The sequence below is a fragment of the Micromonospora sp. GCM10011542 genome, from assembly GCF_042650685.1.
Classification (GTDB): Bacteria; Actinomycetota; Actinomycetes; order Mycobacteriales; family Micromonosporaceae; genus Micromonospora.
Genome location: NZ_JBHSBO010000051.1, coordinates 1 through 532, shown reverse-complemented (window position 1 = coordinate 532; position 532 = coordinate 1). Strand labels below are relative to the sequence as shown.

Annotated in this window: 1 protein-coding gene; it reads left to right on the top strand. The window is 68.4% G+C overall.

Annotation, left to right across the window (positions count from 1 at the left end; all coding sequences use genetic code 11):
• Nucleotides 1–532 (top strand): IS982 family transposase (locus ACFOW4_RS19600; RefSeq protein WP_377529744.1); only part of this gene is annotated, 532 nt, incomplete at both ends.

The window sequence follows — 532 nt, the reverse complement described above, 5'->3', positions numbered from 1 at the left end:
TTTCCCTACCTGCCGGGCCAGTCCGGCTACAACAAGCGGCTACGCGCGGCGCTGCCGCTGCTCAAGAAGGCGATCCGGGCGGTGGCCGCGGACACCGACCTGTGGACCGACGGGGTGTGGCTGATCGACTCCACCCCAGTCGAGTGCGCCCGTTCCCGACCCACGGTCAAACGCTCGCAGCTGGCCGGCTGGGCCGGCTACAGCTACTGCGCCTCACACTCACGCTGGTTCTGGGGGTTACGTCTGCACCTGATCTGCACCCCGGCCGGGCTGCCGATCACCTGGGCCCTGGCCAACCCGAAGCTCGACGAACGGCAGGTCCTGACCGCCATCCTGGAACACGACCCGGACCTGCTGGGCGGCCGTCCCGGCCTGCTGATCATCGCCGACAAGGGATACGTCTCCGCCGAACTCGACCGCTGGCTATCCGAACGCGGGGTACGGCTACTGCGCCCGTCATACCGCAACCGCACCCCGCGCCCCGACGAACACCTGCTCAAACCGATCCGGCAGCTCATCGAGTCGGTCAACC